Source organism: Mumia zhuanghuii, assembly GCF_042681565.1.
Classification (GTDB): Bacteria; Actinomycetota; Actinomycetes; order Propionibacteriales; family Nocardioidaceae; genus Mumia.
This window is the reverse complement of the sequence record NZ_JBHUFT010000008.1, coordinates 658,717-682,608: the sequence shown is the minus strand read 5'-3', so window position 1 is coordinate 682,608 and position 23,892 is coordinate 658,717. Positions and strand designations below refer to the sequence as shown.

Sequence of the window (23,892 nt, the reverse complement as noted above, 5' to 3'; positions counted from 1 at the left end):
TAGAGTGGGCCTGCTATGCCGGGGCCGTCCCCGAATGGGACGCGACACCTGACGAGAGGGATCGATGGTCGACTCGAGCTATACCCGATCGCCCTGGGCGCGGGTCCGCGCAATCTGGGGCGTACGGAAGATCTTCCTCCTCCTGGTCCGCCGTGACCTGAAGGTGCGCTACGCGAATTCCGTCCTCGGATACGTGTGGACGGTCCTCGACCCGCTCCTGATGAGCCTCGTCTACTGGGCGATCTTCTCCATGCTGTTCGCACGTGACGTCCCGGGCGACGAGCCGTACATCGTCTTCCTGCTCGCGGGCATGCTGCCGTGGCAGTGGTTCAACTCGACCGTCTCACAGAGCTCCAAGGCGCTGCGTAGCTCGTCTCGGTTGATCCGATCAACCAACCTGCCTCGCGAGATCTGGGTGCTGCGTGTCGTCGCGTCCAACGCGGTCGAGTACGTCTTCGCGCTGCCGGTGCTCGCCGGTTTCCTGATCGCCTTCCAGGTGCCGCTCCACTGGAACATGCTGATCACGCTGCCGCTGGCGATGCTGCTGATGGCCACCTTGCTGTGCGGCATCGGGTTCGCCTTGAGCGTCCTCACCGTCCTGGTGCCCGACCTCAACCGTGTGGTCCAGATCTTCCTTCGTCTGTTCTTCTACGCGTCACCGGTGCTCTATACGACGACACGGCTGCCCGAGGACATCCGCTGGGTGTACGTGGCCAACCCTGTCGCCGACATCCTCCAGCTCTTCCGGTCCGGGATCTTCCCGCACTACCTCAACTGGCTCCACGTCGGATATGCGGCGGCCGTCTCCGTCGCGATTCTCGCGTTCGGCTGGTGGATCTTCGCCCGCCTCGAGCGCACGGTCCTCAAGGAGCTCTGAGTCATGACCGAACCCATCATCTCGGTCCAGGACGTCTCGGTCCGGTTCCACCGGTCACGGCGCCACCGCAGCATCCGCGACCTCGTCTTCAAGGGCCAGTCCGGAGTGCGCGCCGGCGAGTTCTGGGGGTTGCGCAACATCTCGTTCGACGTGCAGCCCGGTGAGGCGATCGGCGTCGTCGGTCGCAACGGTCAGGGCAAGTCGACGCTTCTCAAGACGATCGCCGGCGTTCTCATCCCCGACGAAGGGCGCGCCGTCGTCAACGGCGGTGTGGCCCCGCTGATCGAGATCACCGGCGGCTTCGTCGGAGACCTGACGGTGCGCGACAACATCTTCCTCGCCGCCGGTCTGCACGGCACGAGCAAGAAGCAGATCGCGGCGTCGTTCGACGAGATCGTCGAGTTCGCCGAGATCGAGGACTTCGTCGACACTCCCTACAAGCACCTCTCCTCCGGGATGAAGGTCCGGGTGGCGTTCAGTGTGGTCTCGCGCCTCGACGAGCCGATCATGCTCGTCGACGAGGTGCTGGCGGTCGGCGACCGCGCCTTCCGCGAGAAGTGCTTCGAGCGGATCGACGAGATGCTGAGCGAGGGCCGGACGCTGTTCATGGTGTCGCACAGCGAGGCGAACCTCACCCGCTTCTGCAGCCGCGGCCTCTATCTGCGCGAGGGCCAGCTCGTCCACGACGGCCCGATCGGTGAGGTCGTCGAGAAGTACTTCAGCGAGTCCGGCAACGAGGCTGCACTGCGTCGCCGCCACGAGCGTCGGATGCGTCGCATGCGCCAGCGCGGGCTCCTCGGAGACGACTCCGACGAGGATGACGAAGGCGACGAGGACGGGCTCCGTACGGTCGTCTGACCCGCACGGCCTCCGTAAACGGGCCGCCGCGGGCTGAGCGTCGTCGGTGGGCTGGCGTCCACGGACCCGACAGGCCTGGACGCTACGCCACCAACTGCCCTCGTTCGCGGCGGACAGTGACCCACGAACGCCAGAGAGTGACCCGCGAACTCGGCACAGTGACCCGCGGGTCAGACGACGGGCGGGCGTCCGCGCAGCGTCATCGCGAGCACGGTGCGCCACTTGAGCGGACGGCGCTCCCCCGGGTCCGTACGCCATCCCTCACGCCAGCCCGCCAACCACGGACGCAGCGAGCGCCGACCGATCGACGACCGCACCGCCCGCAGGAGCGCGACCAGCGTCCAGCTCGCGACGTACGCCCACGAGAACGGCCACCGCAGGTTGCGGCGGGCCAGCCAGACGCGGTTGCGGGCGTTGAGTCGGTAGTAGAAGTCGTGCCGTGCCGGGTCGATCGCGGGGTGGAGGCACGCGAGATCGCCGCGGTACCAGACCTCGTACCCCGCGTCCCACACCCGCCATGCCAGCTCGATGCCCTCGTGGGCGTAGAAGAACTCGTCTCCCCAACCGCCGGCGGCGTCGAACGCGGCGCGGCGCACGACCAGCACGCCCTCCCACAGCGAGAACGCCGTCGACGAGCGCCGTGGGTCGCCCTTGCGCATGCGCGGGATCCACCGCGTCGGGGCGGTCTCCCCCGGGCTCTCCACCCGAGGCTGGACGACTCCGAGGCGGCGGTCGGCCGCGAACAGCGCCGCCGCACGCGCAAGGAAGTCGTCGCCGTCCAGACGGGCGTCGTCGTCGACGAACAGCAGCAGGTCGCCGGTCACGTGGGGGACGCCGGCGTTGCGTCCGGCCGGGATGCCGAGGTTCTCGGGGAGCGCGAGGGCACGAACGCCCTCCGGCAGCCCGGACGGCGCCCACCCGTTGCCGACGCACACGATGTCCACATCCACATCGCCCTGCGCGAGGACGGAACGGAGCGCAGCGTCGAGGTCCTCGGGGCGCTTGCCCTGGGTGAGGACGACGACACCGATCTGGGGGCGTACGGGTGCGGTCACACGGGCCACCGTACCGGCGCGGGTCCGTGCACTCGGTGCCCCGGTCAGGAGGCGAGGGCGTGGGACGCGGCGGCCTCGAGGGTGTGGATCGGAGAGACGTCGATGACGAGCTCGCCGGAGCGGACGGAGACACGTCCAGCGGTGTGCAGGAGGCGGTAGCCGAAACGTCCGCGTACGAGTTCGACGACCTCGGGGCGCCGCGAGGTCGCACGTGGCAGGCGTGCGCGCAGCCTCGTCCGCAGGGTCCGCAACCGCGCGCCGTCGAAGGTGAGGACCACCCTGACCGGCATGCCGTCGAGGGGCGAGCCGTCATCGTCGAGAGAGAGGACGACGACGAACCGTGGCCTGTCCTCGTACCGGGCGATCATCTGCTCCACCGTCGCGCCGGGCAGGCTGGCGAGGAGGTCACCGGGCCACAGCCCGTACCCCCTCGCCCGCTCCGTCAGCGTCACTCCCCTGCTCATCACCGCATCACAGCACACTCACGTGGGCCAACACGGCAGCCACGCGGAGCTCAGGACCCTGAGAGAAGATCCTCGAACGAGGTCGTCATCGCGAACGGGTCGACCGGCGCGCTGCTCGCTCGGGCGGCGACCAGCGTCGAGAGCTCGCCGGCGGCCCTCTCGACACGGGACTGCAGGGCACCGTTCACACCGTCGACACCGCCCCAGTCCTCCGACGCCGCGAAGACAGCGGTCGGCACGACGACAGCGCGCAGATAGGCGAACATCGGCCGCAGCGCGTGCTCGAGAGCCAGCGAGTGGCGTGCCGTGCCCGCCGTGGCGGCGATCAGCACCGGCTTGCCGGCCAGGGAGTCCTTCTCGAGCACGTCGAAGAAGGACTTGAAGAGCCCCGAGTAGGACGCGGTGAAGATCGGCGTCACGACGACCAGCCCGTCCGCGGCCACGACGTCGTCGAGGACCGCCTGGAGTCCGGCCGGGGCGAAGCCGGTGAGCATCGCGTTGGTGATGTCGTGCGCGTGCTCACGCAGCTCGTGCACGGTCACCTCGGCCTCGACCCCGCTGGTGAGCAGGTCGTCGCGGACCGCCTGGGCAAGCCGGTCGGCGAGCAGGCGCGTCGAGGACGGCTGGCTCAGGCCGGCGCTGACGACGGTGATCTTGCGGGTGGTCATGCAGTCACCTCCTCAGTGGTCGCGGCCTGCGCGACGGCGACGAGCGATGCGTGAGTCGGGGCCTCGGGAACATGGGCGGGCTTCAGCGCGGCGAACTCCTTGCGCAGCACCGGGACGACCTCCTCGCCGAGGAGGTCGAGCTGCTCGAGCACGGTCTTGAGCGGCAGACCTGCGTGGTCCATGAGCCACAGCTGGCGCTGGTAGTCGCCGACGTACTCCCGGAACCCCAGAGTCCGCTCGATGACCTGCTGCGGGCTACCGACGGTGAGCGGCGTCTCGCGGGTGAAGTCCTCGAGGCTCGGCCCGTGCCCATAGACGGGCGCGTTGTCGAAGTACGGCCGGAACTCGTCCACCGCGTCCTGGCTGTTCTTGCGCATGAACACCTGCCCGCCGAGGCCGACGATGGCCTGGTCGGCGCTGCCGTGGCCGTAGTGCTCGAAGCGCTGACGGTAGAACGCGACCATGCGCTGGGTGTGGCTGGCAGGCCAGAAGATGTGGTTCGAGAAGAACCCGTCGCCGTAGTAGGCGGCCTGCTCGGCGATCTCCGGGCTGCGGATCGAGCCGTGCCAGACGAACGGCGCGACTCCGTCGAGCGGGCGCGGGGTCGCGGTGAAGCCCTGCAGCGGCGTACGGAACTTGCCCTCCCAGTCGACGACGTCCTCGGTCCAGAGGCGGCGCAGCAGGTGATAGTTCTCGATCGCGAGCTCGATGCCCTGCCGGATGTCCTTGCCGAACCACGGATAGACCGGACCGGTGTTGCCGCGACCCAGCATCAGGTCGTTGCGGCCGTCCGACAGGTGCTGCAGGGTCGCGTAGTCCTCGGCGATGCGCACCGGGTCGGTCGTGGTGATCAGCGTCGTGGAGGTCGAGAGAATGAGCCGCTCGGTCTGCGCGGCGATGTAGGCCAGCGTGGTCGTCGGGGCGGACGGGATGAAGGGCGGGTTGTGGTGCTCTCCCGTCGCGAAGACGTCGAGCCCGACCTCCTCGGCCTTCTTGGCGATCTCGATGGTCGCCTTAATCCGCTCGTGCTCGGACGGCGTCCGGCCCGTCGTCGGGTCGGTCGTGACGTCGCCGACGGTGAAGATCCCGAACTGCATCTGCTCGTCCCCTTGTCTGATCGCTCCCGCGATCGCTCTGGAACCAATCTAGTACAGCCTTCAACTATCTGACCAGTCGGCCTATTCCCCCGCCGCCGGCCGCTCGAGCGGGCGTTGTCAGCCGAAACCCCTAACGTGGCCCCTATGAGCAATGATTCCGCCGCACTCGACACCTTGCGCGCGATCCTGCTCGACCAGGTCGACCGGATCGATGACCTCGTCGACGACCTCACTCGCGACCTTCCCCTCCCGATCGGCACGTACCGCCCGGACGGCGAGTCCAACACGGTCTGCTGGCTCGTCTGGCACCAGGCGCGCGTGCTCGACGACCACGGGGCTGACCTCATGGGCACCCTTCAGGCGTGGACGGCCGACGGCTGGTACGACGAGCTCGGGCTCCCGTTCGCCAAGTCCGCCACCGGCTACGGGCAGTCGCCTGACGAGGTCGCCGCCGTCGTGGTCAGCGGCGAGAAGCTCGCCGGCTACCACCACGACGTCACCGGGCGGCTCCGGTCCTTCCTGCACGGCGTCGACGTCGCAGGGCTGCGACGCATCGTCGACGACCGGTGGGATCCCCCGGTGACGGCGGCCGTCCGGCTCGTCAGCATGTTCGACGACAGCGTCCAGCACCTCGGTCAGGCCTCGTACGTCCGCGGGCTCGCCGAGCGGGCCGACCTGGGGTGAGACCGGACGTCAGGACGTCACGACCGTGACGATCGGGGCGCTCGTCGGCTCCTTCGACCCACCCGCGGGCTCCACGCTGATCGCGACCGCCGTCACACCGGTGACGTCGTCCATGAGGTGCGCTCCCCGCGCCCCCTGCTCGTCGCGTGGCAGGACGCCTGCGCTGTGCATGGCGCCGTCCGACTCCGTCCACATCTGGTAGTCCAGGTCGTCGCCGAGCCGGGGCAGGTCCGCGACGACCATCACGGCCTTGCCGAGGTCGGCAGACTGCACGACGCGCACCGTCCCGCCACCGTCGACCGGGGCCGTCACCATCTCGACGTCCGGGGCGGAGAGCACCTCCGTCATCGCGGCCTGGCGGGCCTCCATCCGGTCGACCTGGTCGCGCTGGGACAGGCCGAAGCCGACTGCGCCGACGACCAGCGCGAGGGCCGCCGCAGCGAGCATGATCCGTGCCGGCCACCCGCGGCGCCACGACCGCGCGCTGGAGAGGTCGGTGACGACAGGCCGCTCCTGCGGGGTGCGGGAGACCGCGTCGAGGACGGCGCGGCGCAGGTGCGCCGGAGGTGCCGCCTCCTGCGCGGCACCGAGCCGCGCGGCCGTCTCCTGGAAGCCGAGGACCTCCTCTTCGCAGTCCGCGCACTCGGCGAGGTGGGACTCGTACGAGGCGCGCTCCTCGGCGTCGAGCGCATCGAGGGCGAACGCGCCCGCGAGCGTGTGCGGATCGCTGGTCATGCCGTCACCCCCAGGCAGTCGCGCAGGCGGATCAATCCATCGCGCAGGCGGGTCTTCACCGTCGCCGGGTTGGCCTCAAGGATCACCGCGACCTCCGCGTAGGTGTGGCCCTGGTAGTAGGCGAGGCCGACCGCTTCACGCTGCAGGTCGGTCAGCGTGCCCAGGCATCGGCGTACCTGCTCGTGCTCGAGCCGTACGGTCACCTCGTCGGTGACCTGGTCGTACGCGGGCCCGCCGGACCAGTCGTACCGTGCGTCGCGGTCGGCCGCGGCCTGGTCGTGCCGTACAGCATCGACGGCACGGCGATGGGCCAGCGTCAGCACCCACGTCTTTGCACGCCCCCGCCGCGCGTCGAAACGCGGCGCGATCTGCCACACCTGCAAGAACACCTCCTGCGTCACCTCCTCCGAGCGCACCGGGTCACGCAGAATCCTCCGTACGAGGCCGAAGACGGCACCCGCCAGCGCGTCGTACACCGCGGCGAAGGCCTGCTCGTCCCCTCTGGCCACGCGTCCCATCAGGGACTCGACCGCGTCACCCGTGTCGGGCGTGCTCGCGTCGGGGGCTGCGCGCCGGCCACGCTCTGGGTCTGCCATCGGCACTCCTGGTTGGAGGGACTGTCATCGGTGATTCGAGGCAGTGCGCCCCGGGGATGGGTCCGATCGTCCGCGTTCACATTGTCACTCGCCGGACCCATCCGTGTCGCCGGTCGCCGCGAAGCAAGGGCATGACCAGGACCCGGGTTCGCCTCCTCGCTGCCGGCAGCGGTGTGCTGGCCGCACTGGCCGGCGTGGCGGTGGGGACGGCGGTGGCGGCCGTCACCGGAGGGCCGTCGCCCGTCGTTGCGGTCGGCAACGCGGTGATCGCGCTGACGCCAGGGTTCGTGAAGGACTTCGCCGTACGGGCGTTCGGCGAGAGCGACAAGGCCGTGCTGCTGAGCGGGATGGCGTTGGTGCTCCTCGTGCTGGCCGCGGCGGCGGGAGTGCTCGGGGCTTCCCGCCGCCGGCTCGCGGTCGTCCTCGTGGCGGCCGTGGGCGCGGTCGCGGTGGTGGCGACGGCGGTCGACAGGACGACCTCGGCGTGGCCCGCGGTCGCCCTCCTCGCGCCCGTCGCGACCGGCATCGTCGCGGCAGCGACGCTCCTCGTCCTGCTGCGGGCGCTTCCTGCCTCTAACCAGAGCCAGGGCGCAACTCCCTCACGCCGACCCGGCGACGACCTGCCGTCAGGGTTCGACCGCCGACGGTTCCTCGTCGCCGTCCTCGGCACGGCCGCCGTCGCGGCGACCGGCGGTGCGGTGACCCGGATCGCGGGCGGGTCGGATGCGGCGGTGTCGCGGTCGCGCATCCGCGTCCCGGTCCCGCGCAGCCCCGCGCCCCCGCTGCCGGACGGGCTCGACCCGCTGTCAGGCGTGACCCCGTACGTGACGCCGAACCGCGACTTCTACCGCGTCGACACCGCGCTGATCGTTCCCGACGTCCCCGCCGACACCTGGCGCCTGCGGATCCACGGCGACGTGGACGAGGAGCTCGAGCTGAGCTTCGCCGACCTCCTCGACATGCCGCTGATCGAGCGCCGCATCACGCTCACCTGCGTCTCCAACGAGGTCGGAGGCCCGTACGCCGGCAACGCCACGTGGATCGGCGTCCCCCTGGCCGACCTCTTGCGGCGCGCGGGGGTGCGCGACGGCGCCGACGCGCTCAAGTCCACGAGCGCGGACGGGATGGTGATCGGTACGCCGCTGGACGCGGTCCTCGACGGGCGCGACGCGCTGGTCGCGCTCGCGATGAACGGTGAGCCACTGCCGCTGGACCACGGCTTCCCCGCACGGATGGTCGTGCCCGGGCTGTACGGCTACGTGTCGGCGACGAAGTGGCTCGTCGACCTGGAGGTCACGCGGTTCGCAGACTTCGAGGCGTACTGGACCGAGCGCGACTGGGCCGAGCAGGCCCCGATCAAGCTCGCGTCGCGCATCGACGTCCCGCGCTCGTTCCAGTCGTTCGACCGCGACTCCGTCCGAGTCGGCGGCGTCGCCTGGGCGCAGCACGTCGGCGTACGGGCCGTGGAGATGCGGGTCGACGACGGCTCGTGGGAGTCGGCGCAGCTCGCCCCGCAGGACGGCATCGACACGTGGCGCCAATGGACGTGGCACTGGCGCGACGCGACCCGCGGCGACCACACGCTCACCGTGCGCGCGACCGACGCGGACGGGACCACACAGACCTCCGACCGGGCCGAACCACGCCCGGACGGTGCCACCGGCTGGCACAGCGTCAGCTTCTCGGTGGAGTGACCGATCACGACAGGAAGGCACAACCATGAGTAGGACCACGCACAAGACCCGCTTCGCGGCGGTGGCCATGCTGGCGTCCCTGGCCCTCTTCACCGCAGGCTGCGGCAGCGACGACTCCGACTCGGGCTCAGGCTCGGGCGACTCCACGCCGAGCGCTTCGGAGTCGGCAACCTCCGAGATGACCGACGATGCTGCCATGTCTGACGCCTCGTCCGAGCTCGTCGGTCCCGGCTGCGCCTCGTACGCCGAACAGGTGCCCGACGGTGCCGGCTCGGTCGACGGGATGGCCCAGGACCCGGTCGCGACCGCGGCGAGCAACAACCCGCTCCTCAAGACGCTCACCGCGGCCGTGAGCGGGCAGCTCAACCCGGACGTGAATCTCGTCGACACCCTCAACGGCGACGAGTTCACGGTGTTCGCGCCGGTCGACGCGGCGTTCGCGAAGCTGCCGAAGGAGACCGTCGCCGAGCTGGCGAAGCCGGCCGGAGCGGAGACCCTGACGTCGGTGCTGACGTACCACGTCGTGCCGGGGCAGCTCAGCCCCGACGAGGTCGTGGGGACGCACACGACGGCGAACGGTGCTGAGCTGGAGGTGAAGGGCTCGGCCGACGAGCTCACCGTCGGTGCCGAGGACGCAGCGGTGGTCTGCGGCGGGGTGAAGACCGCGAACGCGACCGTCTATCTCATCGACTCGGTCCTGATGCCGCCGATGTGAGCGATCCGTCCTGCTCGGCCAGCGGACTCGCTGGTCGAGCAGGGGCGGAGCGCCAGCGGAGCCCGGATTAAGACCCCTCAGACACCTTGCCCTTGGCTGCCTTCGCTGCCGCCTTCTGCTCCTTCTTGAACGTCCGCACCTCCTGGAGCGTCTCGGCGTCGACGACATCGGCGATCGAGCGGCGCGAGCCCTCGTCGCCGTACGCGCCCGCAGCCTGACGCCACCCGGCCGGCTCGACCCCACGCTGCTTGCCCAGCATCGCGAGGAAGATCCGCGCCTTCTGGTCGCCGTACCCCGGCAACGCCTTGAGGCGCTTGAGCACGGTCTTGCCGTCGGGGTCGCCCTCGGTCCAGAGGCGTGCGGGTTCGCCGTCGTACTCGCTCATCAGGTACGCGGCGAGCTCCTGGATGCGCTTGGCCATCGAGCCCGGATAGCGGTGGACCGCCGGTGGCGTGGAGCAGAGCGCGGCGAACGCCTCGGGGTCGTACTCCGCGATCGTCTGCACGTCGATGCTGCCGACCCGCTGCACGATCTTGAGCGGGCCCGCGAACGCCGCCTCCATCGGATACTGCTGATCGAGAAGCATGCCGACGAGCAGCGCGAACGGGTCGGAGTCGAGCAGCTGGTCCGCTTCGGCGTCACCGGTGAGGTTGAGGCTCATGCCCCGATCATCCCAAAACGAGCCCACGTTCGACGAACGGCGGACGTCATACGGTGGGGCATGGCTGTCCCCGCACGCCTCACCCACGCCGTCGCCTCGCTCCCGCTCACGCGCTCGAGCGCCGTCCTGGAGATCGGCGGCGGACCGGGCGTCGCCGCGCAGCTGGTCCTCGAACGCCTCGGACCTGACGGCTCGTACCTCGGTGTCGACCGCTCGGAGGTCGCCGAGCGCCGTACGAGGCAGCGCTGCGCCGACGCCGGGTCACCGGCCCGGTGGGACGTACGACGAGGCGCCATCGAGGACGTCGCGGCGATGCTGCCGGGCGCCGCGTACGACCTCGCGTTCGCGGTGAACGTCAACGTCTTCTGGACCAGCGACGCCTCGAGGCTGGCCGCCGAGCTCCATCGTGTCCTGCACCCAGAGGGCAGTCTTTGGCTGTTCTACGAAACGCCGACCAGCACCGTCGGCGCGAGGGTCTCCGACGGGGTGACCCGATCGCTGACCGGCGGCGGTTTCGACGCCGTGACGGCCGTCGCGGCGTCACCCCGACTGGGTGCCTTCACCGCCTCGCGCCGCCCCCGAGGGATCACGAACCGATAACGAAGCTGGAGCCCACAGCCCCTGCCACCACAGGCGTCACCTGCCGCCCGTAACACACCGCACGTAAGGCCCTGCAGCGCCCCCTGTCGTTACCGTTAGTGACCTTGACCAGGCAGGATGCAAGGAGCGCGACGTTCGTCCGTACGGCGCGCCCGCCTCCAGCGGGACCCCGGTCACGGGCACCCACGATGGTGCCTACGTCGCCAGCAGACAGCGAGGCTGCGCCTGACGCCTCTCGCGTCGACCCCCGACGCGGCGGGTGCAGCCGAACGTCCGAAAGGTGGCGAAGAAGTCCCGTGATGACCGCCAGCGTGGGTCAAGAACTCTCACCGCTCCTGGAATCCTCGACCGACGCCCCGGTCGCCCTGCGCATCGAGAACGTCTCGAAGGTCTTCGGCCGACGCCCCGCCGAGGCCGTGCGACGCCTCGAGGCCGGCGCGAGCCGCGATGAGGTCAAGCCGTACGGCACCGCCGCCGTCATCGACGCGAGCCTCGAGATCCGTGTCGGCGAGATCTTCGTCGTGATGGGGTTGTCGGGGTCGGGCAAGTCGACGCTCATCCGGATGCTCAACGGCCTGTGGCGCCCGAGCGCCGGGCGGGTGCTGATCGGCGACGACGACCTCGCGACGGTCGACGCGAAGTCCCTGCGCGCCCTGCGCCGCGCCCGCGTCAGCATGGTCTTCCAGCACTTCGCCTTGCTTCCCCACCGCACGGTGCTCGACAACGCCGCGTACCCCCTCGAGATCCAGGGAGTCCGCAAGAAGGAGCGCCGCGCCAAGGCCGCCGAGGCGCTCGCGCTCGTCGGCCTCGACGGGTGGGAAAGCTCGTTGCCCTCGCAGCTGTCCGGCGGTATGCGCCAGCGGGTCGGGCTCGCCCGCGCGCTGGCGGCCGACACCGACATCCTCCTCATGGATGAGGCGTTCTCAGCGCTCGACCCGCTGATCCGCCGCGAGATGCAGGAGCAGCTGCTCGATCTGCAGCGCCGCCTCGGCAAGACCATCGTCTTCATCACGCACGACCTCAATGAGGCCATGCACATCGGCGACCGGATCGCCGTCATGCGTGACGGCCGGATCGCTCAGGTCGGCACCACCGAGCAGATCCTGTCCGACCCGGCGAACGACTACGTCGCGCAGTTCGTCGCCGACGTCGACCGCAGCCGCGTGCTGACGGCCTCGTCGGTGATGGTCCGCCCCACCGCGGTCGTCCCCCTGGCCGGGGGCCCTCGTCAGGCCAGCCGCACGATGCGCGAGGCGCAGGTGCCGGCTGCGTACGTCGTCGACCGCCAGCGCGTCCTGCGCGGCGTCGTCCACGACGTCGACGCGGTCGCCGCACTCCGCGAGGGCAAGGACACCATCGCCAGCGCGGTGCGCGAGGACGTCGCGTCCGTGCGGACGACGACGCTGCTGGCCGATGTCTTCGCCCCTGCCGCGGAGGGCACGCTGCCCGTACCGGTGACCGATGACGACGGAAGGCTCGTCGGCGTCGTGCCGCGAGTGACGCTGCTGTCCGCGATGGCCCCTGCCGAGCCGACCACGGGAGGCGACGATGACTGACAGCCCCATCCCTCGCATGCCCCTCGGCGAATGGGTCGAGACCGGTGTCGACTGGGTGACCGACACGTTCCGCCCGTTCTTCGGGTTCGTGAAGGAGGTTCTTTCCGGGGCGTACGACGGCCTCAGCGAGCTCCTCCTGGCCCCGCCGTTCTGGGTGCTCGCGGTGCTGCTGGCGCTGGTCGCCCTTGTCGCGAAGGGCTGGCGGCTCGCCCTCGTCGCCGTTGTCGGCTTCACGCTCATCGCGAGCGTCGACCAGTGGGACAACGCGATGAAGACGCTCGCGCTCGTGCTGCTCGCCTCCGTCATCGCCCTGGCGATCGCCGTCCCGGTCGGCATCTGGGCGGCGCGCAACGACACGGTCTCCGCCGTGGTCAAGCCGGTGCTGGACTTCATGCAGACGATGCCGGCGTTCGTCTATCTCATCCCGACGGTCGTCATCTTCCTCACCGGCGTCGTCCCGGGCATCGTCGCGACGGTGATCTTCGCCCTCGCGCCGGGCGTCCGCTTCACCGAGCTCGGCATCCGGCAGGTCGACGGCGAGGTCGTGGAGGCGGGACAGGCGTTCGGTGCCACCCCAGGCCGCATCCTGCGGCAGGTCCAGCTCCCGCTGGCGATGCCGACAATCATGGCCGGCGTCAACCAGGTCATCATGCTCGCGCTCTCGATGGTCGTGATCTCGGGCATGGTCGGCGCCGAGGGCCTCGGCCGCGACGTCGTGTCAGCCCTCAGCAGCGTGGAGGTCGGCATGGGCTTCGAAGCTGGCATCTCCGTCGTGATCCTCGCGATCTTCCTCGATCGCGTCACCGCGGGCCTTTCCGCCCGCACCCCTGTCGCCAAGGCGCTGGCCACGAGCCGCTCCTGAGCGACGACACCCCCAACCCAGGCGGCGCCCACCGGCGCAGCCGAAGGAAGGAACACATGTCACGCGTACGCACATCCCGACTCCTGCGGGGCGTCACCGCCACCGCGTCCGCGCTCGTCCTGAGCGTCGGCCTCGCCGCCTGCGGAGGCTCTGAGTCGGCCAGCGGCGACGACGAGAAGTCGATCTCGATCGGCATCCCCTCCGGATGGGACGAAGGCATCGCCGTCTCCCACCTGTGGAAGGCGATCCTCGAGGACGAGGGGTACGAGGTCGAGACCGAGACCGCGGACGTCGGGGTCGTCTTCACCGGCCTGGCCGGCGGGGACTTCGACGTCACCTTCGACACGTGGCTCCCGCTCACCCACGCCTCGTATCTGAAGAAGTTCGGCGACGACATCACCGATCTCGGCACCTGGTACGACAACGCCAAGCTGACGATCGCCGTCAACGAGAGCTCGCCGGCCAAGTCGCTGGAGGACCTGGCGGGCATGGCCGACGAGTACGGCAACCGCCTGGTCGGTATCGAGGCGGGTGCCGGCCTCACGAAGGTCACGCAGGAGGAGGTCGTGCCCACGTACGGCCTGGACAAGATGGACTACGTCATCTCGTCGACCCCGGCGATGCTGGCCGAGCTGAAGAGCGCGACGAAGTCCGGTGACAACATTGCCGTGACGCTGTGGCGCCCGCACTGGGCGTACGACGAGTTCCCCATGCGTGACCTCGAGGATCCCAAGGGCACGCTCGGCGAGGCCGAGGAGATCCACGCCTACGGGTCGAAGGACTTCGGTGAGCGCTTCGGCGACGTCGAGGAGATGATCGGCGCGTTCACACTGAACGACGAGCAGCTCTTCTCGCTGGAGAACCTCATGTTCAACTCCGGCGACGACGTCGCTGAGGAGGACGCGGTGAAGCAGTGGCTCGAGGACAACCCCACGTTCGTCGACGACCTCAAGAAGAAGGCCGGCGTGAGCTGACCTTCGCGCACGACGATGGCCGGTCCCCGTCGGGACCGGCCATCGTCGCGCCCGCCCGGGGTTTGCCACGCCAGCCTGGGCAACGCCGGTTGGGCATCGGAGTCGGCCACCGCCTCCGTACGGCCGTGGTGAGCCACGTCGACCATCAGTGAGCCACGCCGAAAAGGCGCGCCCACCCGTGGCGGACGTCGCTCACCGCGGCAGCGTCCGCGCTACTCGTGGATCGGTCGCGGGATGCTGCGGTTGGCGATGCGGTTCTCCGCTCCGACCATCCAGGCGAGCTGCTCGACCCGCTCGAGGATCGCGTGCAGTAAGTCCGCCGTCGTCGGGTCCTCCTCGTCGACGTCGTCGTGGATCCGCCGTGCGGTCGCCGCCACGGCGTGCAGCGCACTGGTCACGAGATCGACGGTCTCGGCCGTGTCGACCTCGTCGGACGGGTAGTCCGGCAGGCTGCTGCGCTCGGCGACCGTCGCGGCACGTCCGTCCGGCGTGATGGAGATGGCGCGCATCCGCTCGGCGACGTCGTCGCTGAATCCCCGCGCTGCGTCGACGATCTCGTCGAGCTGGAGATGGAGGTCGCGGAAGTTCTTGCCGACGACGTTCCAGTGCGCCTGCTTGCCGATCAGGTGGAGATCGATCAGCTCGACGTGGATCTGCTGGAGGTGGTCGGCCATCTGCTTCGAAGCCCGGTAGGGCGCCTCGACCGTAGGGTGCTTGTCGCTCTTCATCGTCTTGCTCATGGAGCTCCTCCTTCTTTCGACTCACCTGGACGGTGCCCAGGGCGCCCCCGCTCAATCACCGAGCGATGTGCGACCGAGCACACCGTCCGGGTCGTAGTTCGCCTTGACCTCGCGCAGGCGTGCCAGCGTCGCCGGGGGGAAGGTCTTCGCGGTCGTCTCGGGTGTGAGGACGGTTTCGAAGTTGCCGTAGAGCGCGTCGACGACCCCGTCCCACTCCGCGTCGACGGAGTCGTCGCCCGCGGCGACCACCAGCACGCTGTACGCCCGGTCGCGGTGCGCGAACGCGGTCGCCTCGGCGGTGACGTCACCGGCCGCGCCGGGGAAGGCACGCACCTGCATCATCTGCAAGCGACCGTCGTCCATCATCCGCCCCGCCTTTTGGACGACCTCGTCGTCGAGGTGCGCCACGAGCGCCGACCGGGTCGGCGGCTGCACGTGGCCCGCCGTCGGGTCGCCGGTCGAGCCGATGATGCCCTTGTACGGCGCGACCTGCGCCTGCTGCTGCACGACCGGCGCGAGGTGGAGGAACGGCTCGATCGATCCGACTGCCGTCTCGGTGTCGTCGCCGGCCCACACCAGCATGATCCGCGCGTACGTCTGGCTGTCACCGGCCGGGAACACGGTCGTGAACGGGGTGAGCAGGCGGGACGTCGACTCGGTCAGCGAGCCCAGCCGGGCGAGGTAGTCGGCCGTGTCGTCCACCTCATGCACGATCACCGCGAGCACGACGTCGGAGAGCTCCATGGCCTCGATGTCGAGACTGGTCACGACCCCGACGTACTCGCCACCGCCGCGCACGGCCCACAGCAGGTCCGGGTGGTGGTCGGCGTCGGCGCGGACGACCGTGCCGTCTGCGAGCACGACGTCAGCGCTGACGACGTGATCGACGGTGAGCCCGTACGAGCGCGCGAGCAGCCCGATGCCCCCGGACGTCGCGAGGCCGCCGACACCGACGTCGCCGGAGTCGCCCGAGCTGATCGCGAGCCCATACGGCGCGAGCTCTCGGGCGACCTCGCGCCATCGCAGGCCGACGCCGAGCCGGACGATCCGGCGCGCGCGGTCGAGAACCTCCACGGTCTTCAGCCGTCCGAGATCCACCACGATCCCGCCGTCGTTGGTCGACGACCCGCCAATGCCGTGGCCGCCGCTGCGGGCGACGAAAGGCACCTGCTGGCGCCGGGCGTACGCGACAGCCTCGGCGACCTGCGCGGTGTCGGCCGGCCGGAGCACGAGCCCCGGACTGCCCCGGTGGACGTAGCTGTGGCGCACACGCCCGTACGTCGGGTCGGCGGGCTCGACCGCGTCGGCAGCCAGCGACGGCGGGATCGCGTCGTAGTCGATCCCCGGAGCGCGGCGAGACAGGGCGCGCGCACTCCGCCCGCCCATGGCGGTCCCCGGCGCGTCCACCCGTTCGGCAGCGACCTCCTCGCGCAGCGCGGGGATCACCTCCTCAGCGAACTCCTGCATCCTGCGTGGGTCATCGGTGCCGAGGATGAAGGTGCTGATGCCGTCCTCGAGCGCCAGCGGGAGCAGCTGGTCGAGCCACTCCTCCGGGCGCCGAATCTCCTGCCCACCGAGGACGTTGAGCAGCCGCCGGACGTCTCGGGGCTCGCGTCCCGCGGCGAGGGCCGCCTCGTCGATCACCGCGTTGCCTCGCGCGAGGTCGCCAGGCTGCAGATAGCTCAGGCTCGGCAGCCACCCGTCGGCCTTCTCGCCGATCAGCCGCAGCATCCGCGGCTTGTAGGCGCCGAGCCAGATCGGCACGTCGTGAGCAGGTGCCGGGCCACGCTTGGCGCCGGTCGCGGAGTGGAACTCACCTGGGACGAACAGGCCGCCGCGCTGGTCGACGGCCCAGATCCCGCGGATCACGTCGAGCGCCTCGGCGAGCGCCGCCACGCTCTGCCCGGGCGTCAGCTTCGGACCGCCCATCGCCTCGATGGCCTCCCAGAACGCTCCGGCGCCGAGACCGAGGTCGATCCTGCCGCCGGACAAGAGGTCGAGGCTCGCGACGGAACGGGCGATCACCGCAGGGTTGCGGAGCGGAAGGTTGAGGACGTTCGGCGCCAGGTGCACGCGGGTGGTTCGCGCGGCGACATAGCTGAGGAGCGTCCACGTGTCGAGGAACGCGGGCTGGTACGGGTGGTCCTGGAAGGTCACGAGGTCGTACCCGAGCTCCTCGCTGAGCTGCGCCAGTGCGACGACCTGGTCGGGCGCGGCGTTCTGGGGCGTGAGGAACGTGCCGAATCTCAGGTCGTGGCCGTAGTCGGGCATGAAGGTCCTCCGTCTAGGTTGATGGATCAACCTTACTCGGCTGTGGATGATACATCAACCAACGGCTAGGCTGGACGCGTGACCGCCACGAGCACGACCTCGACGAGCCTGGACGCCTGGCGCGCGTACGCGTCGACGCACGAGCGTCTCGTACGCCACCTCGCCCGCGAGATCACCCGCGAGACGGGACTGTCCGATGCGGACTACATCGTTCTCGAGGCGCTCGTCGAGGCGCCGGACGGCCGGATGCGCTCACGCGACCTACGACTCGCGCTCGAGTGGGAGAAGAGCCGGTTGTCCCACCAGGCGCGCCGCATGGAGCAGCGGGGCCTGCTCGCCCGAGAGACCTGTGCCGCCGACGGCCGCAGCGCCGACGTCGTGATCACGCAGGCGGGCCGCCAGGCCGCGGCCCGCGCCCGCGCCATACGGGAGGAGTCGCTGCGCACCCTGGTCCTCGACACGCTCGGCACCGACCGTGTCGACGTGCTCGCGCAGACCGCTGAGCTTCTCGCCGCTCGTCTCGCGCGCGCCACCGAGGAGGACCCACACTGCCGGGCTGCCCTCGCCGAGGACGACTGAGGACCTCCGCCGACCTCAGCGCTCACGCGTGAAGTGCAGCACCGGAGAGGCCGGATCTGTAGAGCGCCATCCGGAGTCGATCCACGCGATGTCCCAGGCCCGTCCGGAATCTCACGGACCTCGGGGGCGGCGCTGGCGCGCGTGCTCCCTCCCGTCCGGTCGACATCGCCCGCCCATGCGCTCAGACGCCGACCGCCTGCTTCCACGTCCGGTAGCCGCCGTCGAGGTTGGCGACGTCCTCGCGCCCGAGCTGGCGCAACAGCCGCGTCGCGGTGTGCCCGCGCTGCCCAACCGCGCACGTGACGACGAGACGCCCCTCAGGCAGCTCCTGGTGCCGGTGACGCAGCTCGTCCAAGGGAACGTTGACGGCATCGGGCAGCGTCCCGGACGCGTACTCCTCCGGCGTCCGCACGTCGATGACCGTCGCGCCGGAGCGCGCCACCTCGTCGACCTCGTGCCACTGCACCGTGTCGGTGAAGCCCGCCGCGAGGTTGTCGGCGACCATGCCGAGCATGTTGACCGGGTCCTTCGCGGATCCGTACTGCGGCGCGTACGCGAGCTCGAGGTCGGCGAGGTCACTCGCACGCAGACCACCGCGCATCGCCGTCGCGATGACGTCGATGCGCTTGTCGACGCCCGCCTCCCCCACGCCCTGCGCGCCGAGGATCGCGTCCGTACGGGGATCGACGAGGAGCTTGAGCGCGATCGCACGCGCCCCCGGGTAGTAGCCGGCGTGGTCGCTCGGATGGGTGTGGATCACGCGGACTGGACGCCCCGCTGCGCGTACGCGCTTCTCGCTCCACCCGACCGTCGCCGCGGTCATGCCAAAGGCACCGACGACGGCGGTCCCGAGCACGGGTGGCGCGACGACGTCGCGTCCCGCGATGACGTCGGCGACCAGGCGCCCCTGACGGTTGGCGGTCTGCGCGAGCGGGACGAGGGTCGCCTGGCCGTTCAGAGCATCGCGCTTCACGGCGACGTCGCCGACGGCGAAGATCGCGGGGTCGCTGGTCCGCTGCTGCGGGTCCACCTCGACGCCCCCACCCTCACCGACAGCGAGGCCGGCACGCTCGGCCAGGCCGGACTCGGGCACCACTCCGACGGCGGTCACCACGAGGTCGGCCGCCAGCCGCGTCCCGTCGTCGAGCACAACCTCGTCGGCGTCGATGCGGGCCACGCCGGCGCTGGTCCGCACGTCGACCCCGTGCGCCCGCAGTCGCGCGTCGACAAGTCCTGCCATCTCGACGTCGAGCGGCGGGAGCACCTGGGCCTCGCGCTCGACGAGGGCGACGCCGAGCCCGCGACGGGTGAGGTTCTCGGCGAGCTCGATCCCGATGAACCCGGCACCCACGACGACCACGGAGCGGGCCACGGCCACCGACGACCCATCGAGCACGGCGAGGATCGCGTCCATGTCGTCGAGGTCGCGCAGCGTGTGGGCGCGCTCGGCACCGGGGATCGGCGGCCGTACGGCACGGGCCCCCGTGGCGAGGACGAGCTCGTCGTACGACTCCTCGTACTCGCGGTCCTCGTCGAACGCGCGGACGACGACCGTGCGGCGATCGCGGTCGATCGTGACGACCTCGTGCCGGGTCCGCACGTCGAGACCGAAGCGTGCCGCCAGCGACGTGGGGGTCTGGAGCAGCAGGTCGTCGCGCTTCTCGATCACGCCACCCACGTGGTAGGGAAGCCCACAGTTGGCGAAAGACACGTGGGCACCTCGTTCGAGCACCACGACGCGGCGGTGCTCGTCGTTCCGGCGCAGGCGCGTCGCGGCGGACATCCCCGCGGCGACGCCACCGACGACGATCGTGCAACGCGGCTCCACAGCGCTCACCGCCGCCCGAACGGGAGCCAGCTCGCCAGCGAGCGTGGCTTGGCGGCCGCCCGGTCGCAGGTGCACCGATCAGCCTTCGGGACGGGCCCCATCACCGTCGCGACGTGCTGGCCGCACCCGGCCCACGTCGTCTTGCCACACGTACGGCACGTGACTGCTCGGCACATCTGATCCTCCTCGGATACCCAGGGGGGTATCGGTCGACTGCGTGCGAGCCTACACCCCGGGGGGTATCGTTCAAGGCATGCAGCTCTCCACCGAAGCCACCCAGCCCGTCGTCAACCGCCTGCGGCGCGCGCAGGGGCAGCTGGCCGGCGTCCTGCGCATGCTCGAGGAGGAGCGTGACTGCGAGGACGTCGTGACGCAGCTCGCCGCGGTGAGCAAGGCTCTCGACCGGGCGGGGTTCGCCCTGGTCGCCTCAGGCCTCAAGGAGTGCCTCGCCGCCGGCGAAGAGGCCGACGCCGAGAAGCTCGAGCGAGTGTTCTTGTCCCTGGCCTGACGCCGGGCGAGGTCAGGACAAGAAGCCGAGGACGGTGAGCACCATCGCGACGGCGACCACGGCGTACGCCGCGGCGAGCAGCGACGGGCCGATCCGGATGCTCTGCGGCGCCCCTTGGCCCCGCGCGAGCCGCGCCTCACCCGACCACTTCACGCCCGCGAAGAGCAGTGCCCCCACCGCGATCAGCACCAGGAGGAGATCCCAGGCGAGCCCGCGCCCGTCACGCACGGCGACGAACGGCAAGATCGAGTCGAGCCACGCGAACGGAGCCCTCGCCCCGGAGCCGTCCGTGCTCGCACCGGCGGCGACCACGAGCAGGATGCCGAGCATCGCCGTGAAACCGGCGGCCTTGTCCAGCCACCAGCCGCGCCGGATGAGCGCACGCTCCTTGGCCCATCCCTCGTCGGTGTCGACGAAGCGACGTCGCGCCGCGTGCTGGTCGTCGTACCAGCCGTGCGCGCGCCACACTGTCGCCTTCACGCGCGCCGGGTCGAGCGCCTTCACCGCGCGCCGGTGGGAACGCCGCTGGGCACGCGCGACGATCGCGACCGCCGCGCGGTCGTAGCCTCGCTCGTGCGCCACCCGCAGAGAAGCCGCGAGACTCGAGTTGCCCGCCAGCCGCTGGAGGGCCTCCTCGGCACCTGTGGGAACGGGCTGCGGCCGAGGAGCGGGTGCGGCCTTGGTCGGTGTGGTGTCCGCGGTGGCCGGTGGCGGGGTGGGAACGGGCGCAGGGGTGGGGACCGGTGCAGGTGCGGGGACGGGCGCAGGCGCAGGTCGACGTGGCGCCTCGCTGCGCGGCGCCTGGTCGGACCTCGGCTCGTCACGCGCGAGGTCGGCGAGCGAGGCTGCTGCCTGCGGCATGGTCGGACGGTCGGCAGGCTCGCGCGCCGTCATCCGCACGACCAGGTCGCGCAAGGCATCGGGTACCCCAGCGAGGTCGAGTCGGCCGTCGACGACCGCCGCGACCGTCCGGGCGTCGTCGCCGCTCGGGAACGGACGTCGCCCCGCCGAGGCGTAGGCGACCAACAGCCCGAGCCCGTACACGTCGCTTGCCGGCGTGGCGCGATCACCGAGCAGGCGCTCGGGAGCGGCCCACGCGGCGGAGCCGATCATCTCGCCGGTCGTGGTGAGATCGAGCCCGTGCTCCCCCTTAGCGATGCCCACGTCGATGAGGGTCGCGCGGCGGCCCGCGAGGACGGCGTTGGCGGGCTTGATGTCGCGGTGCACGAAGCCGAGGCCGTGCAGCCGGTGGAGCGAGCGCCCGAGGTCGAGCGCGACCGCGGCGACCGTAGGGACCGCCATCGGCCCCGCATGGCGGACAGCCTCGTCGATCGTGATGCCCTCGAGCAGCTCCATCGCGAACCACGGCCGGGCAGGGGTGAGATCGCCCGTGACGTACGCGGGGAACCCGCGCCCACCGAGCTCGTGGAGCAGCCGCGCCTCTTCCGCGAAGCGCTCGCGTGCCCCGCGTCCCTCGAAGGTGAGCACCTTCACCGCGACCCGCGGGCCGCCCTGGGTGCTCGCGACGTAGACCGCTCCGAAGCCGCCCGAACCCAGCAGGGTGTGGAGCGTGTACGGCCCCGCCTGGGGGACTTCTGGGCGCGCCAGAGGGAGCGCACGAGTCGGCGATGCGCCGTCTGATGCCGACACGGAGGCCCCTTCCGCTACGACTGGTCGTCTCGGAAGCCTAACAACGAGTCCGGTTCGACACCCGCGGCATGCCCGCCGTCACCCGCCAAACGTGAGCCGCGCCGCAATCGCGAGCATCACGACCGCCACCGCGGCGTCGAGCACCCGCCACGCTGCAGGCCGGGCGAACACCGGCCTCAACACCCGTGCTCCGTACCCCAGGCCGGCGAACCACGCCATGCTCGCCACCACCGCGCCGCCCGCGAAAGCCCACCGCGCGTCGCCGTACGAACCCGCGACGGAGCCGAGGAGGAGCACGGTGTCGAGGTAGACGTGCGGGTTGAGCCACGTCAGCGCGAGTGCCGTCGCGACCACCGGCCAGAGGGACCTCCGTGTGCCTCGGTCGTCGACGGCCAGCCGCCCGCCGACGACGGCCCGTCGCGCCGCCATCAGCCCGTACGCGACCAGGAACGCCGCGCCGGCCCAGCGCGCCACCTCGACCAGCCCCGGCGCCCGCTCGAGCAGCGCGCCGACCCCGGCGACACCGGCGAGGATCAGTACGACGTCCGACGCGGCACAGACCAGCACGACCGCGCCGACGCCTTCCTGGCGCAGCCCCTGACGCAGGACGAACGCGTTCTGCGCCCCGATCGCCACGATCAGGGACAGGCCCGTGGCAAGGCCGGCGAGCAGCGCGGCAAGCGTGTCGGTGTCGTTCACAGACACGACGCTAGGCGCCTCCACGTGCTGATTCCAGCTAATCTTTCTTCATCCGATGAAGGAGAGCTTTATGAGAGGCGATCTGGCCCTGGACCAGCTCCGTACCCTCGCTGCGGTCGTCTCCGAGGGCAGCTTCGAGGCCGCCGCGTCCCACCTGCGGATCACACCGTCTGCGGTGAGCCAGCGGATGAAGGCGCTCGAGGCCGCCACCGGCCGGGTCCTCGTACGCCGGACGCGACCTGTGACCGTCACCGAGCAGGGGGCAGAGGTCCTTCGCCTCGCCCGGCAGGTCGACCTGCTCATCCGCGAGCTCACCCCCGTCAGCGGCGACGGCGTCCCCGTCGCTGTGCCGGTGGTCGTGAACGCCGACTCGCTGGCGACCTGGTTCCTCCCCTCCGTCGCGGGCGTCGCCGACCGGGTGCTCCTCGACGTGCAGCGCGAGGACGAACGCTACGCCCTTGCCCGGATGCGGGACGGCTCGGCGATGGCAGCCGTCAGCGCCGTGGGCGACCGGGTCCCCGGCTGCTCGGTGAGCGTGCTCGGGACGATGCGCTACCGGGCAATGGCGGCTCCGTCGTTCGCCGCCCGCTGGTTCCCCGACGGCCTGACACCGGACGCGCTCGCGCGGGCACCCGTGGTCGAGTTCGACAGGGACGACGAGCTGCAGCAGCGACTCGTCCGCCGCGTCACGCGCCGCCGCGTGGACCCGCCCCGCCACTACGTCCCCGGGTCCGAGGCGTTCCGTGAGTCGATCGCCCTCGGGATCGGCTGGGGCATGCTCCCCGACCTCCAGTCCGGCCCGCTCGAGGAGTCGGACGCGGTGCGCGAGATCGGTGAGCGCGGGAGGATCGACGTACGGCTCCACTGGCATCAGTACCAGCTCGACTCCCCCGCGCTGACCCTTCTGTCCGATGCGGTGCGCGAGGGTGCGCGACAGCACCTGCGCTGACGCCGGCTCAGCCCTCGCCGATGGTGTTGCCCTGCCCCTCGTCGTCGACTCGCGGGGTCAGCGCGGACCCGTGCAGGATCGTGTTGTTAGAGCCTTCGACGTCGACGGCCCGCAGCTGCTTGATCATGATCTCGTTGCGGCTGCCACCGACGTCGAGCTCGAGGGTCCGCACCCCGGTGATCGTGTTGTCGGAGCCGTCGACCCCAAGGTCGCGGACCGTCTCGAACGTGACAGTAGCGCCGTCGGTGTCGACGTCGATCTCGCCGCACGGGCCGGTGGCGGTGACCGTGGCAGCAGCGAGCACCTTCACCTCGCCGCCGCCGTCACACGCCACGAGCGCCGGTTCGGCGGTCGTGATCCGGTGCTCCTGCCCCTTGCCCACCGTCACCCTGCGGGGCGTCGCAGTGGACGTGCCGTCCGTCGGCGTGGCTGATCCCTCGGTGGTCGGCGACATCTCGGCCGGGGTCGACACGGTCGGATCCGGGTCGTCGTCGGCCGCCTCGCCGCACGCGCCGAGGACAGCCGCGCACGCGAACAGCACCACCACCGAGGTTCTACGACGTCTCGTTGAG

26 protein-coding genes are annotated in these 23,892 nt (G+C 70.8%); 12 read left to right on the top strand and 14 right to left on the bottom strand.

Annotated features, from left to right (window positions below; genetic code table 11):
* Window positions 1–64: 64 nt before the first annotated feature.
* Complete coding sequence (locus tag ACFSDF_RS11685; RefSeq protein ID WP_167007823.1) at window positions 65–877, top strand: ABC transporter permease; 813 nt, start codon at window positions 65–67, stop codon at window positions 875–877.
* A 3-nt stretch (window positions 878–880) separates the two neighbouring features.
* A complete protein-coding gene (locus ACFSDF_RS11680) occupies window positions 881–1,735 on the top strand; it encodes an ABC transporter ATP-binding protein (protein ID WP_167007820.1) in 855 nt (284 codons plus the stop codon).
* 170 nt (window positions 1,736–1,905) lie between these two features.
* Here ACFSDF_RS11680 and ACFSDF_RS11675 read toward each other — a convergent pair whose 3' ends face one another.
* The 4 genes from ACFSDF_RS11675 to ACFSDF_RS11660 are packed head-to-tail and all read right to left on the bottom strand — an operon-like array spanning window position 1,906 to window position 5,019.
* The gene (locus ACFSDF_RS11675) at window positions 1,906–2,790 is read right to left on the bottom strand and encodes a glycosyltransferase family 2 protein (protein ID WP_167007817.1); all 885 of its coding nucleotides are present in this window, start codon (window positions 2,788–2,790) and stop codon (window positions 1,906–1,908) included.
* 44 nt (window positions 2,791–2,834) lie between these two features.
* Window positions 2,835–3,254 carry a hypothetical protein gene (locus ACFSDF_RS11670; RefSeq protein ID WP_167007814.1) on the bottom strand — a complete coding sequence of 140 codons (420 nt, stop codon included), beginning with the start codon at window positions 3,252–3,254 and terminating at the stop codon, window positions 2,835–2,837.
* A 50-nt stretch (window positions 3,255–3,304) separates the two neighbouring features.
* A complete protein-coding gene (locus ACFSDF_RS11665; protein WP_377157598.1) occupies window positions 3,305–3,922 on the bottom strand; it encodes an FMN reductase in 618 nt (205 codons plus the stop codon).
* On the bottom strand, window positions 3,919–5,019 hold the full coding sequence (locus ACFSDF_RS11660; RefSeq protein ID WP_167251965.1) for an LLM class flavin-dependent oxidoreductase: 1,101 nt from the start codon (window positions 5,017–5,019) through the stop codon (window positions 3,919–3,921). The genes ACFSDF_RS11665 and ACFSDF_RS11660 overlap by 4 nt, the downstream gene beginning before the upstream one ends.
* A 144-nt stretch (window positions 5,020–5,163) precedes the next feature.
* On the opposite strand from ACFSDF_RS11660, the gene ACFSDF_RS11655 reads away from it, so the two are divergent.
* The gene (locus tag ACFSDF_RS11655; RefSeq protein WP_167007805.1) at window positions 5,164–5,703 is read left to right on the top strand and encodes a mycothiol transferase; all 540 of its coding nucleotides are present in this window, start codon (window positions 5,164–5,166) and stop codon (window positions 5,701–5,703) included.
* Window positions 5,704–5,712: 9 nt separating this feature from the next.
* Here the strand turns inward: ACFSDF_RS11655 and ACFSDF_RS11650 are convergent, their stop codons facing one another.
* Together ACFSDF_RS11650 and sigK are read right to left on the bottom strand one after the other, a co-directional pair.
* Window positions 5,713–6,438 carry an anti-sigma factor gene (locus ACFSDF_RS11650; RefSeq protein ID WP_167009228.1) on the bottom strand — a complete coding sequence of 242 codons (726 nt, stop codon included), beginning with the start codon at window positions 6,436–6,438 and terminating at the stop codon, window positions 5,713–5,715.
* Window positions 6,435–7,034, bottom strand: coding sequence for an ECF RNA polymerase sigma factor SigK (gene sigK / locus ACFSDF_RS11645; protein ID WP_167007802.1), 600 nt, complete (start codon window positions 7,032–7,034; stop codon window positions 6,435–6,437). Before sigK ends, ACFSDF_RS11650 begins: the two co-directional genes overlap by 4 nt.
* 131 nt (window positions 7,035–7,165) lie before the next feature.
* Here sigK and ACFSDF_RS11640 point away from each other — a divergent pair, with 131 nt between their 5' ends.
* Together ACFSDF_RS11640 and ACFSDF_RS11635 are read left to right on the top strand one after the other, a co-directional pair.
* A complete protein-coding gene (locus ACFSDF_RS11640) occupies window positions 7,166–8,728 on the top strand; it encodes a molybdopterin-dependent oxidoreductase (RefSeq protein ID WP_167007799.1) in 1,563 nt (520 codons plus the stop codon).
* A 25-nt stretch (window positions 8,729–8,753) separates the two neighbouring features.
* Window positions 8,754–9,443 (top strand): fasciclin domain-containing protein, encoded by a 690-nt coding sequence (locus ACFSDF_RS11635; protein WP_167007796.1) that lies wholly within the window; start codon window positions 8,754–8,756, stop codon window positions 9,441–9,443.
* A gap of 67 nt (window positions 9,444–9,510) precedes the next feature.
* Here the strand turns inward: ACFSDF_RS11635 and ACFSDF_RS11630 are convergent, their stop codons facing one another.
* Complete coding sequence (locus ACFSDF_RS11630; RefSeq protein WP_167007793.1) at window positions 9,511–10,104, bottom strand: HhH-GPD-type base excision DNA repair protein; 594 nt, start codon at window positions 10,102–10,104, stop codon at window positions 9,511–9,513.
* A 60-nt stretch (window positions 10,105–10,164) separates the two neighbouring features.
* Between ACFSDF_RS11630 and ACFSDF_RS11625 the strand changes: the two genes are divergently transcribed.
* From ACFSDF_RS11625 to ACFSDF_RS11610, 4 genes are all read left to right on the top strand, one after another.
* Window positions 10,165–10,704 (top strand): class I SAM-dependent methyltransferase, encoded by a 540-nt coding sequence (locus ACFSDF_RS11625; RefSeq protein ID WP_167007791.1) that lies wholly within the window; start codon window positions 10,165–10,167, stop codon window positions 10,702–10,704.
* A 299-nt stretch (window positions 10,705–11,003) separates the two neighbouring features.
* Window positions 11,004–12,260, top strand: a complete 1,257-nt coding sequence (locus tag ACFSDF_RS11620) for a quaternary amine ABC transporter ATP-binding protein (RefSeq protein WP_167007788.1) — start codon at window positions 11,004–11,006, stop codon at window positions 12,258–12,260.
* Complete coding sequence (locus tag ACFSDF_RS11615; protein WP_167007786.1) at window positions 12,253–13,122, top strand: ABC transporter permease; 870 nt, start codon at window positions 12,253–12,255, stop codon at window positions 13,120–13,122. The genes ACFSDF_RS11620 and ACFSDF_RS11615 overlap by 8 nt, the downstream gene beginning before the upstream one ends.
* Window positions 13,123–13,178: 56 nt before the next feature.
* Complete coding sequence (locus ACFSDF_RS11610; RefSeq protein WP_167007783.1) at window positions 13,179–14,096, top strand: glycine betaine ABC transporter substrate-binding protein; 918 nt, start codon at window positions 13,179–13,181, stop codon at window positions 14,094–14,096.
* 212 nt (window positions 14,097–14,308) lie between these two features.
* Here the strand turns inward: ACFSDF_RS11610 and ACFSDF_RS11605 are convergent, their stop codons facing one another.
* A complete protein-coding gene (locus tag ACFSDF_RS11605; protein ID WP_167007780.1) occupies window positions 14,309–14,836 on the bottom strand; it encodes a Dps family protein in 528 nt (175 codons plus the stop codon).
* 51 nt (window positions 14,837–14,887) lie between these two features.
* Window positions 14,888–17,107, bottom strand: a complete 2,220-nt coding sequence (locus tag ACFSDF_RS11600) for an LLM class flavin-dependent oxidoreductase (RefSeq protein WP_167007777.1) — start codon at window positions 17,105–17,107, stop codon at window positions 14,888–14,890.
* Between the two features lie 78 nt (window positions 17,108–17,185).
* Here ACFSDF_RS11600 and ACFSDF_RS11595 point away from each other — a divergent pair, with 78 nt between their 5' ends.
* Window positions 17,186–17,686 carry a MarR family winged helix-turn-helix transcriptional regulator gene (locus ACFSDF_RS11595; protein WP_167007774.1) on the top strand — a complete coding sequence of 167 codons (501 nt, stop codon included), beginning with the start codon at window positions 17,186–17,188 and terminating at the stop codon, window positions 17,684–17,686.
* Between the two features lie 181 nt (window positions 17,687–17,867).
* Here ACFSDF_RS11595 and ACFSDF_RS11590 read toward each other — a convergent pair whose 3' ends face one another.
* Together ACFSDF_RS11590 and ACFSDF_RS11585 are read right to left on the bottom strand one after the other, a co-directional pair.
* Window positions 17,868–19,514 carry an FAD-dependent oxidoreductase gene (locus tag ACFSDF_RS11590; RefSeq protein WP_377157590.1) on the bottom strand — a complete coding sequence of 549 codons (1,647 nt, stop codon included), beginning with the start codon at window positions 19,512–19,514 and terminating at the stop codon, window positions 17,868–17,870.
* Between the two features lie 5 nt (window positions 19,515–19,519).
* A complete protein-coding gene (locus tag ACFSDF_RS11585) occupies window positions 19,520–19,690 on the bottom strand; it encodes a hypothetical protein (RefSeq protein WP_167007771.1) in 171 nt (56 codons plus the stop codon).
* Window positions 19,691–19,767: 77 nt separating this feature from the next.
* Between ACFSDF_RS11585 and ACFSDF_RS11580 the strand changes: the two genes are divergently transcribed.
* Window positions 19,768–20,022, top strand: coding sequence for a metal-sensitive transcriptional regulator (locus tag ACFSDF_RS11580; protein WP_167007768.1), 255 nt, complete (start codon window positions 19,768–19,770; stop codon window positions 20,020–20,022).
* Between the two features lie 12 nt (window positions 20,023–20,034).
* Here ACFSDF_RS11580 and ACFSDF_RS11575 read toward each other — a convergent pair whose 3' ends face one another.
* Both ACFSDF_RS11575 and ACFSDF_RS11570 read right to left on the bottom strand, forming a co-directional pair.
* A complete protein-coding gene (locus tag ACFSDF_RS11575; protein WP_167007765.1) occupies window positions 20,035–21,672 on the bottom strand; it encodes a serine/threonine-protein kinase in 1,638 nt (545 codons plus the stop codon).
* A 78-nt stretch (window positions 21,673–21,750) separates the two neighbouring features.
* Window positions 21,751–22,371, bottom strand: coding sequence for a LysE/ArgO family amino acid transporter (locus ACFSDF_RS11570; RefSeq protein WP_167007762.1), 621 nt, complete (start codon window positions 22,369–22,371; stop codon window positions 21,751–21,753).
* Between the two features lie 70 nt (window positions 22,372–22,441).
* Here ACFSDF_RS11570 and ACFSDF_RS11565 point away from each other — a divergent pair, with 70 nt between their 5' ends.
* Complete coding sequence (locus tag ACFSDF_RS11565; RefSeq protein ID WP_167007759.1) at window positions 22,442–23,320, top strand: LysR family transcriptional regulator ArgP; 879 nt, start codon at window positions 22,442–22,444, stop codon at window positions 23,318–23,320.
* Window positions 23,321–23,327: 7 nt separating this feature from the next.
* Here the strand turns inward: ACFSDF_RS11565 and ACFSDF_RS11560 are convergent, their stop codons facing one another.
* Window positions 23,328–23,864, bottom strand: coding sequence for a DUF3060 domain-containing protein (locus ACFSDF_RS11560; RefSeq protein ID WP_167007756.1), 537 nt, complete (start codon window positions 23,862–23,864; stop codon window positions 23,328–23,330).
* Window positions 23,865–23,892 lie beyond the last annotated feature (28 nt).

Coding starts and splice junctions, on each gene's coding strand:
- ACFSDF_RS11635 (WP_167007796.1), top strand. CDS start 8,754: ATGAGTAGGACCACGCACAAGACCCGCTTCGCGGCGGTGGCCATGCTG.
- ACFSDF_RS11665 (WP_377157598.1), bottom strand. CDS start 3,922: ATGACCACCCGCAAGATCACCGTCGTCAGCGCCGGCCTGAGCCAGCCG.
- ACFSDF_RS11640 (WP_167007799.1), top strand. CDS start 7,166: ATGACCAGGACCCGGGTTCGCCTCCTCGCTGCCGGCAGCGGTGTGCTG.
- ACFSDF_RS11620 (WP_167007788.1), top strand. CDS start 11,004: ATGACCGCCAGCGTGGGTCAAGAACTCTCACCGCTCCTGGAATCCTCG.
- ACFSDF_RS11630 (WP_167007793.1), bottom strand. CDS start 10,104: ATGAGCCTCAACCTCACCGGTGACGCCGAAGCGGACCAGCTGCTCGAC.
- ACFSDF_RS11650 (WP_167009228.1), bottom strand. CDS start 6,438: ATGACCAGCGATCCGCACACGCTCGCGGGCGCGTTCGCCCTCGATGCG.
- ACFSDF_RS11580 (WP_167007768.1), top strand. CDS start 19,768: ATGCAGCTCTCCACCGAAGCCACCCAGCCCGTCGTCAACCGCCTGCGG.
- ACFSDF_RS11605 (WP_167007780.1), bottom strand. CDS start 14,836: ATGAGCAAGACGATGAAGAGCGACAAGCACCCTACGGTCGAGGCGCCC.
- ACFSDF_RS11610 (WP_167007783.1), top strand. CDS start 13,179: ATGTCACGCGTACGCACATCCCGACTCCTGCGGGGCGTCACCGCCACC.
- ACFSDF_RS11660 (WP_167251965.1), bottom strand. CDS start 5,019: ATGCAGTTCGGGATCTTCACCGTCGGCGACGTCACGACCGACCCGACG.
- ACFSDF_RS11625 (WP_167007791.1), top strand. CDS start 10,165: ATGGCTGTCCCCGCACGCCTCACCCACGCCGTCGCCTCGCTCCCGCTC.
- ACFSDF_RS11680 (WP_167007820.1), top strand. CDS start 881: ATGACCGAACCCATCATCTCGGTCCAGGACGTCTCGGTCCGGTTCCAC.
- ACFSDF_RS11655 (WP_167007805.1), top strand. CDS start 5,164: ATGAGCAATGATTCCGCCGCACTCGACACCTTGCGCGCGATCCTGCTC.
- ACFSDF_RS11600 (WP_167007777.1), bottom strand. CDS start 17,107: ATGCCCGACTACGGCCACGACCTGAGATTCGGCACGTTCCTCACGCCC.
- ACFSDF_RS11565 (WP_167007759.1), top strand. CDS start 22,442: ATGAGAGGCGATCTGGCCCTGGACCAGCTCCGTACCCTCGCTGCGGTC.
- ACFSDF_RS11670 (WP_167007814.1), bottom strand. CDS start 3,254: ATGAGCAGGGGAGTGACGCTGACGGAGCGGGCGAGGGGGTACGGGCTG.
- ACFSDF_RS11685 (WP_167007823.1), top strand. CDS start 65: ATGGTCGACTCGAGCTATACCCGATCGCCCTGGGCGCGGGTCCGCGCA.
- sigK (WP_167007802.1), bottom strand. CDS start 7,034: ATGGCAGACCCAGAGCGTGGCCGGCGCGCAGCCCCCGACGCGAGCACG.
- ACFSDF_RS11615 (WP_167007786.1), top strand. CDS start 12,253: ATGACTGACAGCCCCATCCCTCGCATGCCCCTCGGCGAATGGGTCGAG.
- ACFSDF_RS11585 (WP_167007771.1), bottom strand. CDS start 19,690: ATGTGCCGAGCAGTCACGTGCCGTACGTGTGGCAAGACGACGTGGGCC.